The following is a 7,747-nucleotide window of genomic DNA, read 5'->3' on the forward strand; positions in this document are numbered from 1 at the left end:
GTATCTATGTCAATCGGTGCCCCGCAGGGCGGTTGGAAAAGAAAACACTGGCCAGCGGCGGCACGGTGATGCGCATGCTGGCGGGAAGGTCGCCCAAAGGCTCGGCAATGGCCACGGCCGTGCCGGCGTTGCCCACGCCGCTGCCGCCGTAGCACGCGGCGTCGCTGTTCAAGATTTCGTGCCACATGCCGGCCTGCGGCACGCCGATGCGCACGCCGTACAGGGGGGTGGGGGTCAGGTTGTGCACCGCCAGCACCGTGTCGTTGCCCGCGCGGCGCAGCATGGCCAGCACCGTGGTGTGGTGCGGCTCCATGGGGGCCCAGAAGAAACCGGCCGGATCGAAGTCGTGCAGGTGCAGCGCGGGGAGCGTGCGGTAGGCGTGGTTGAGGTCGGTCACCCAGCGCGCCACACCGCCGTGCAGCGCCTTGGCCCACAGGTGCCAGTCGAGCGTGCGCTCGTGGTGCCATTCCTCCACCTGGCCGAACTCCCCACCCATGAAGAGCAGCTTCTTGCCGGGGTGCGACCACATCAGGCCGTACAGCGTGCGCAGCCCCGCAAAGCGCTGCCACTCGTCGCCGGGCTGGCGCATCAGCAGGCTCTTCTTGCCGTACACCACCTCGTCGTGGGAGAGCGCCAGCACGAAGTTTTCGTCGAACGCGTAGACGGCCGAGAACCGGATGTCGCCCTCATGCCACTGGCGATGGACATGCGCGCGCTGCATGTAGCGCAGCGTGTCGTTCATCCAGCCCATGTTCCACTTCGTGCCGAATCCGAGCCCGCCGCTTGGCACGGGGCGCGAGACACCGGACCAGGAGGTCGACTCCTCGGCCATCATGTGCACGTCGGGGAAAGATTCGCTCACCGCGCCGTTGAGGTCGCGCAGAAACTGCACCGCCTCCCAGTTCTGGTGGCCGCCGTCGGCGTTGGGCAGCCACTGCCCGGGCTCCCGTGCAAAATCCAGGTACAGCATGGACGACACCGCGTCCACGCGCAGGCCGTCGAAGTGGTACTTCTCCAGCCAGAACAGTGCACTGCTGATGAGAAAGTCGCGGACCTCGTAGCGACCGTAGTTGAAGATCAGGCTGTTCCACTGGGGGTGAAAGCCCTTGCGCGGGTCCTCGTGCTCGTACAGCGCCGTGCCGTCGAAGCGGGCCAGCGCATGCTGGTCGGACGGAAAATGCGAGCCCACCCAGTCCAGGATCACGCCGATACCGTGCTGGTGCAGCGTGTCGACGAACGCCATCAGGTCCTGCGGGTCGCCGTACCGTGCGGTGGGTGCGAAATAGCCCGTCGTCTGATAACCCCAGGAGCCGTAGAACGGGTGCTCCGCCACGGGCATGATTTCCACATGCGTGAAGCCCATCGCTTCGCAGTGAGCGGCCAGCCGGTGGGCGATGTCACGGTAGTTGAGCAGCCGCCCGTCTTCGTGCCGCTGCCAAGACCCCAGGTGCACTTCATAGATCGACATCGGGCTGCTGGCCGATGGCCGGTGGCCGCGCGACGCCATCCATGCACGGTCGCCCCACTGGTAGTCCAGCCGCCAGACCTGCGACGCCGTGCCGGGCGCTGGTTCGGCGCGCAGTGCATAGGGGTCGGATTTTTCGGTCCACACGCCGTGGGCGTCCTGCACACGGTACTTGTACAGGTCCCCCACGCGGACCGCATCTGCCGCACCGACCCAGACCCCGGAGCCATCGTCCAGCAGCGCCATGGCCGCGGGCTGCCACCCGTTGAACTCGCCGATCAGATCTACGCGCCGTGCATTGGGCGCCCAGACGCGGAATGTGGTTTGGGTGGAGGTGTGGTGCGCGCCCAGCCAGTCGAACTGCCGGTAGCGAGATGCAGCCGCCGAAGGCGGAGTCGGCACGGAGGCCTGCGGGGGCGTATGGAGCGGCGGCATGGGTATGAACTCGTTGGAGTCCATGCTCTGCTGCAATGCAACACGAAGTTGCAGGAATTTACAGGGTGACTTTGTAGGCGGGGGACTACCCAGGTTTGGAGGGCGCTGGCAGGGCACCTGCCAGCGCTTTTCAGGGCTCTGGTAAACAGCCTCTGCAGCACCTTGCTCGGTGGCGGGTACGTGCCGTGACAGCCCGGCCGCGGGCAAAAAAAAGCACCCGGCATAGGGTGCTTTTTTTTACAATTTTTGCGTTCTGGCGGAGACGGTGAGATTCGAACTCACGGACGGTTGCCCGTCGGCAGTTTTCAAGACTGCTGGTTTAAACCGCTCACCCACGTCTCCGGGCACGGAAGCTGCGGATTCTAGCCGACGGAGGGTGCTTGTTTTTTCAGCATGCCGCGCGTCTCGATGAACTTCACCACGTCCGCCACGCCCGTCAGGGTTTTGAGGTTGGTCATCACAAACGGCTTGAGGCCCTGGGCGTTGGTGCGCATGCGGGTGGTGTCCGCGTGCATCACATCCAGGTTGGCGCCCACGTGGGGGGCCAGGTCGATGGGTAAGTTGGTGGGTAGGCACAAAACGTACTTTGATCAGACGGACCAGCGCCGCATCTGCGCCAGCCTGAACATCGCCAGTAACGACGAAAGGCCCACTAAGGGTTTGCTCTCCGGGAATTGGCAAGTTTCTATGCCTAGAGCGCGGCAACTTGCGCGCTAATCTGTGCAGCCGTTGTGGCGTTGTCAAAGGCGAAGCGCAGATTTCCTTGGAGGCTGTGGTCACGAAGATCAATGACGTGATTAGTGTAGTTATAGGAAAAGCAGTAGCGCGTGCCTGCGATTCTTACCCAGCATGTCCGAGCAACAACGCCTTGGCGCTCGTACACGTCGATTGTGTCATTAGGGCCAAATCTCGCCAGTACGGCGTTTGCAAGCGGCTGGATCACTTGGCTGACTTGAGGTGCATGATGATTGGCGTCAGCAATGACAGAAGCAACGTAGCGATTAATTTGTCCAATTGTCTTAAGTCGACGGGCCATGAGATCACTTCCCTTGAGTTTTTCTATGTCGGTACTGCTATTTCATTGGCGTCTACGGCCTGCGTGAAACATTCTCTCGATGGAGCAATTTTGTCCTATCAATGGCAGTGCTGGAAGGCGACCAGAGCCTGTTGTAACAATCGCAACCCAGATGCTTAGGCTATTGCTCCAGGTTTCGAGTCAGTGAGTTGGCTAGGCGGCAGGTTGCTTGGGAGCGCTCGCCTTGAGTGCAGTAACCTTGCGGGCGGAGTGAACTGCGAGCACGTTGCACACGAATCGGATGCCACTCCAGCGGGAGCTCACCGCGGTCACTAGGTACTGAATGACGAACAGCCCCGTTGCGAGCAGCTGGGTGGGAAATGGTGCGTCTGCGAGGTGCAGCGTCACCGGCACGAGGACAAGCAGTACTAGCGAAATCCCCGCCATATCTCGATACATCAGGAACAGCTTGTGCGCCTCTGCTACTTCGGGTTCATTCGCAATCTGCTTGTAGAGCTTATACCACCTAGCGTTCTGCTCTGCCGGTTCAGTTGGCAGCGAACCAATGTTCCTTTTCAGGGCCGCCATATCAATACGCGAGTCGGCGGGGCCATACCTTGTGAATGCCTCAGTTCCAGGCAGCACGCCGAGCGGCTTCCAATAGACAAGCGCTGACTTCAAATTGTGCGGTAGCACGTTAACAACCAACAGCACAAAAACTGGCATCATCGTTGCGATTAGCACCCGTCCGATGCCTACTTCCGTGAGTGATGCGCCCTCGACGAGTTCCGGCGCAACGAAGAACAGCAAGGCTAGTACGTCAGTAATAGCTAACAGGACAAGCCACTTCATATTGAGTGACTTGAGGGATCTATCGCCATTGTTCTTCATCCCATGTACTCCGTCATGATGGTGTAGTTATCGTGATTGACGGTGAACTGAATCCAGCCATCGCGCCGCGTGGTCAGGACATGTCGATCCTTCATGGTCGTGCGGACTCTGACGCCCTGATCTCGCACAACGCGACGATAGTCGGGCACGGTTTGTTGCGTTTCGTGTTCGATAGGCTTGTCGGAAATGACCACGGCGCTTGGCGTGAAGTAGTCGAAGATGTCTTCGCAGTAGCCGTTCTCTCGCCCGTGGTGCGATGCGACAAGAATGTCGGTCCCAACAAGCTCGGCGCGAAAATCCGCACGTTGCAACAGCGCTCGCCAACCTGCTTTCTCCAGATCGCCGGGGAAAAGGATCTTGAAGTTAGCGTATTTGATGAAGATGACTAAGCTGAGGTTGTTGGTATCGGTAAATGCCGGATATGGATTCCAGAACAGGGTTGCGGTGATACCACCCATGTGTAGATCGAAGGGCTCCTCAACAGGCAAATTGAAAGTGGAGCATGCAGAGACATAACGCTCTGCATCGGCAGTGAGCGGCCCGCTTTGGCGTTTGATTTGGCGCATTTGCTCGCCCGTATAGCTTGGATTTCGGAAAAGCACGGGGGTATAAATGTCCGCATTCCACAACCCTTGCAGATCGCTCATGTGATCTTGGTCAGCGTTGGTGATGAATAGGTAGTCGAGCCTGTTCCTGCCAAGAGATTGTGTGATGTAGGTGCTGGGCCGCCAATCGCTAGCGGAACCCGAGTCGATCATTGCAAGGCGGCCAGCGTATTGACCAAGGATATGCTGCAGCATGGCGCAAGCACCGTGCTGCACATCCCAAATGACAAGCCGCATCTCCCCTTGCAAGGCCATACGCTCCCCACCCTCTAATCCATGCATACTTGAATTCCTTGCAGGTATCTCAAGGTAGCCAGGGCTGATGCCATCGTCTACTTCCATCGTTATTGCAAGGCATTGCACCGTACCGAGGCTAGCGCTTCTACCCCTCGGTTATCACTAGCGATCAATTCCTATGATTGAGAAGTGAGCAACCGACAAGCGTACCTTCGTGGCCCCCACTCGAAGGCAAACGTGTCGGAAATCTCATGCCATCTGCCACTTGGGCAACCACTTCCGTGATTTGCACCCATGCAAGAGCATTCACAATGAAGTCCTTGAGCATCCCAGCAAGAGGGGGCGCACTTCTGTTGCTCTCGATACAGCTGTACGAGATAGGTAGCAGCGTACCTATCGACAAGTCTCTTGGCGAGCCAGTCATACCACGCAACAGGGACCTCCCAGCACTTAAAGCGATCATTCCAATCTGGTTTCCGCCTCTTATCTGCCCTCAGCCAATCGAAATTGTTTCGGGCGTAGGGAAGTCGCACCAGCAATGGCTCGCTATTGCTTCTCCGGAAAATGATTGGTGGGCTGGCTTTACGCCAAATTTCCCTGAGCCTTGGATCGTGACTGTCCATACTCATGGTGCTGAAACAATCATTGCTCGTGAGCGTTGACTCTCAGTGCTCGCGGTCCCGCGGAGGGACAGGGTCATTTCCAGGGGCAATGGTGTCCTTGCCCCGGATCAGGCCGTTGACGCCCTTGGTGGTGAGTTCTCCGCCTCCCTGTTTACTGAGCATTTCACGCGCAGCCTGCTCTGCCTCACGTTGCGTGGCGTGCAAACTCGAGGCACGTTCCGCGTCATTGCGCTTGTTCACCCATGTGCCATCCTCGCGGCGGAATACCATCCGATCTTGACCTTTGCCCATTTGCGTCTCCTATTCACCTGTCATTGACCAAGTCACTTTCTGCGATTTAGAAGTGACACCACAGTACCTAGCTGCAGGTCATTGACCTGAGAGCTTTGCTGCATTGGCGCTCTCGCAGACCGAAGCGTTGCTAAATCAACAACACCCGACGGATTTGCGAAATAGTTCTCTCGCAATCTGCACAAGTGCTCAATATCCCTGGCAGATAGACCTAGATAGCGCGGTATGGCCTCAGTAGAAAGGATGCCTGCACTTACGAGAAGCTCCAATGTTCTACGCATTAATCGCGGCTCTTCCGGTTTCCACTGGTCATCATCTGGCTCTGACTTGGCCCCCCAGCGAGCAGATCGGCGCTTGAAGAGGACTAGCTTTTCCTCGTCGGTGAGCAGACCCAGTGCATGTAAGCGCATCATCATCGCTGCCACCGATGCCCCCCACCTTTTCTTTAGGGTGAGTAAATTATCCAAGTTGGTCGGAACACGCACTTCATTTGCGAAAGTTTCGGCAGGAAGTAACAACGCACCGGCAAACCGGTGCGCTTGTTTTTCCATTTGAGTGTGTCGATCTCGGTCATCAGCCCTCGGTATGTGCCGATGCAGTATGAGATGTCCGATTTCATGCGCTAAGTCAAATCGGCTACGAAACCCATTGGCCTTGTCGGCAGAGAGAAAAATGATCGGACGTCCAAGTATTGCGCTCCAACTAGACAGTCCTTCGATTGCCGATATCTCGGTTTCTTCACGTGCAATGATGATCCCAGCACCTTCAGCTGCTAGGGCTAAGTCCTGAATAGGGCTCGTCCCGAGTTGCCAAAGCGCGCGACATTCTTCGGCTGCCGCCTCAATGTCTGCATTGCTAATCTGCTCAGGCTCACGGAAATCTCGCGCAGGCAAATTGACATCTGGGTAGTCCACATGGTCGCTCAGCAAGACTGCCGTTTCTTGCACCCATTCCGTGCGTGCTTCTAGCTTTGCCCGAGCCGCCTTGAGAGCGGCTGCGTTACTGCGAAACAGCGGCTTGGATACCGGCTGAAGCATTGGGCGTGTCAGCCATTCAGTTTGCACATTGAGTACAGATGCAATGCGCTCGAATGCACCTGCCTCAGGCGCCTGAGTGCCTTGGCACCATTTCGTAACAGTGGATGCAGCTACACCCACGAGACTCGCCAATTGCCCCTTTGTCAATTGGCGAGCGGCAAGGGCCTGCTCAAGACGAGCAGGCTGAAGATCACGGATTCCCTTGGTCATTGTCGTTTTGCTTCTTGCGCTGCACCTTGAGTTTCGGTACTGCCTTATCAAGTTGAACGCTGGTGCTGGTTTGATCGTAGAGTTTGAGGAAGTCAGCCATGGAACTGATATAGAGCCAAGACTTCATGTCGGTAGCTGGCAACGCGACCATTACGTGCGTCAACTGAGCAAGGCCGTTGGCGTCGACGCCATCCATCACACCAAGGATGAAAATTGTGCCTACGGCGACTTCGCGAGGCTGTTGGGCAAACATGTCGCCCTGGACATACTTCCTCTCGATGTTGCTGTTGAGCTCAGCAAGGCGGCTCCGAGTAGCACTACGGCGCAGGTTGACCCATTTGTGCCCTGGCACATTCAAGCGGGCGATATTAAAAATCCCTACCCGACCAACTACGAGCCGCGTGCCACACAACGGGGAGGGAGTTGCTCCGTGAGCCTGCAAAGCCTCATGGAACGTCTCGTTGATGAAGAAATGCTTGCTTTGCCCTGCTGCCGACGCCCTATGACCAGATTGGTACGTGGCGGAGTGCTGACGCCCTTGCTGGTCACCTGTTCGATAGGCATCCTCGCATGCCATGAGCATGTCCTTGGGGACATTCTTCACAATAAGCTGTTCTAGCTCTTTCTTGCTTCCGGCAACAGGGGCGCTCATCAACGAACTCCTTGAGTGTTTCGTGTGGGCGGAATTTATCACAAATAAGTTTCGCGTTGCCAGATTTTTCATGGTTTTACTGAGGTCATCCCCACCTCCGTAGCCTGATCTCCCGCATCGCCTAGCGGTCAGTGCCGCACCTCCCCCCTTGCGCTACCCACCACCGAATCGACTGAGTCTGTCCTGTCGCCGTGAATCGCCCCGGCTTATCTAGACACTTTTGAGCCGTTGGGAATGTCGCTGTTCGAACTCTACAGGGGATAGTCCTGCCGCCGATGAATGACGG

8 protein-coding genes, 1 tRNA gene and 1 pseudogene are annotated in these 7,747 nt (G+C 57.5%); 1 reads left to right on the top strand and 9 read right to left on the bottom strand.

Annotated features, from left to right (window positions below; genetic code table 11):
• Window positions 1–4: 4 nt before the first annotated feature.
• The 6 genes and pseudogenes from glgB to ACIGHN_RS05880 all read right to left on the bottom strand — a co-directional run bounded on the left by glgB (window position 5) and on the right by ACIGHN_RS05880 (window position 4,753).
• Window positions 5–1,924: a 1,4-alpha-glucan branching protein GlgB gene (glgB, locus tag ACIGHN_RS05855; RefSeq protein ID WP_396503588.1), complete on the bottom strand. Its 1,920-nt coding sequence runs from the start codon at window positions 1,922–1,924 to the stop codon at window positions 5–7.
• A gap of 230 nt (window positions 1,925–2,154) precedes the next feature.
• A tRNA-Ser gene (locus ACIGHN_RS05860) sits at window positions 2,155–2,242 on the bottom strand.
• Between the two features lie 20 nt (window positions 2,243–2,262).
• A pseudogene (locus ACIGHN_RS05865) lies at window positions 2,263–2,451 on the bottom strand (urease accessory protein UreG); the annotation flags it as partial.
• Window positions 2,452–2,591: 140 nt separating this feature from the next.
• Window positions 2,592–2,936, bottom strand: coding sequence for a hypothetical protein (locus ACIGHN_RS05870; RefSeq protein ID WP_396503589.1), 345 nt, complete (start codon window positions 2,934–2,936; stop codon window positions 2,592–2,594).
• 192 nt (window positions 2,937–3,128) lie between these two features.
• Window positions 3,129–3,806, bottom strand: coding sequence for a hypothetical protein (locus ACIGHN_RS05875; protein WP_396503590.1), 678 nt, complete (start codon window positions 3,804–3,806; stop codon window positions 3,129–3,131).
• A complete protein-coding gene (locus ACIGHN_RS05880; RefSeq protein WP_396503591.1) occupies window positions 3,803–4,753 on the bottom strand; it encodes a ComEC/Rec2 family competence protein in 951 nt (316 codons plus the stop codon). Before ACIGHN_RS05880 ends, ACIGHN_RS05875 begins: the two co-directional genes overlap by 4 nt.
• Window positions 4,754–4,959: 206 nt before the next feature.
• Here ACIGHN_RS05880 and ACIGHN_RS05885 point away from each other — a divergent pair, with 206 nt between their 5' ends.
• Window positions 4,960–5,310 carry a hypothetical protein gene (locus ACIGHN_RS05885; protein WP_396503592.1) on the top strand — a complete coding sequence of 117 codons (351 nt, stop codon included), beginning with the start codon at window positions 4,960–4,962 and terminating at the stop codon, window positions 5,308–5,310.
• A gap of 3 nt (window positions 5,311–5,313) precedes the next feature.
• Here the strand turns inward: ACIGHN_RS05885 and ACIGHN_RS05890 are convergent, their stop codons facing one another.
• Genes ACIGHN_RS05890 through ACIGHN_RS05900 form a run of 3 tightly spaced genes read right to left on the bottom strand, consistent with a single transcriptional unit; the run spans window position 5,314 to window position 7,461 of the window.
• Window positions 5,314–5,562, bottom strand: coding sequence for a DUF2188 domain-containing protein (locus tag ACIGHN_RS05890; RefSeq protein WP_396503593.1), 249 nt, complete (start codon window positions 5,560–5,562; stop codon window positions 5,314–5,316).
• A 32-nt stretch (window positions 5,563–5,594) separates the two neighbouring features.
• Window positions 5,595–6,809 carry an XRE family transcriptional regulator gene (locus tag ACIGHN_RS05895; RefSeq protein ID WP_396503594.1) on the bottom strand — a complete coding sequence of 405 codons (1,215 nt, stop codon included), beginning with the start codon at window positions 6,807–6,809 and terminating at the stop codon, window positions 5,595–5,597.
• Window positions 6,790–7,461 carry a hypothetical protein gene (locus ACIGHN_RS05900; RefSeq protein ID WP_396503595.1) on the bottom strand — a complete coding sequence of 224 codons (672 nt, stop codon included), beginning with the start codon at window positions 7,459–7,461 and terminating at the stop codon, window positions 6,790–6,792. The genes ACIGHN_RS05895 and ACIGHN_RS05900 overlap by 20 nt, the downstream gene beginning before the upstream one ends.
• Window positions 7,462–7,747 lie beyond the last annotated feature (286 nt).

The organism is Acidovorax sp. NPDC077693, from assembly GCF_044542805.1.
Taxonomy (GTDB): Bacteria; Pseudomonadota; Gammaproteobacteria; order Burkholderiales; family Burkholderiaceae_C; genus Acidovorax.

Coding starts and splice junctions, on each gene's coding strand:
- glgB (WP_396503588.1), bottom strand. CDS start 1,924: ATGGACTCCAACGAGTTCATACCCATGCCGCCGCTCCATACGCCCCCG.
- ACIGHN_RS05870 (WP_396503589.1), bottom strand. CDS start 2,936: ATGGCCCGTCGACTTAAGACAATTGGACAAATTAATCGCTACGTTGCT.
- ACIGHN_RS05875 (WP_396503590.1), bottom strand. CDS start 3,806: ATGAAGAACAATGGCGATAGATCCCTCAAGTCACTCAATATGAAGTGG.
- ACIGHN_RS05880 (WP_396503591.1), bottom strand. CDS start 4,753: ATGGAAGTAGACGATGGCATCAGCCCTGGCTACCTTGAGATACCTGCA.
- ACIGHN_RS05885 (WP_396503592.1), top strand. CDS start 4,960: ATGAAGTCCTTGAGCATCCCAGCAAGAGGGGGCGCACTTCTGTTGCTC.
- ACIGHN_RS05890 (WP_396503593.1), bottom strand. CDS start 5,562: ATGGGCAAAGGTCAAGATCGGATGGTATTCCGCCGCGAGGATGGCACA.
- ACIGHN_RS05895 (WP_396503594.1), bottom strand. CDS start 6,809: ATGACCAAGGGAATCCGTGATCTTCAGCCTGCTCGTCTTGAGCAGGCC.
- ACIGHN_RS05900 (WP_396503595.1), bottom strand. CDS start 7,461: ATGAGCGCCCCTGTTGCCGGAAGCAAGAAAGAGCTAGAACAGCTTATT.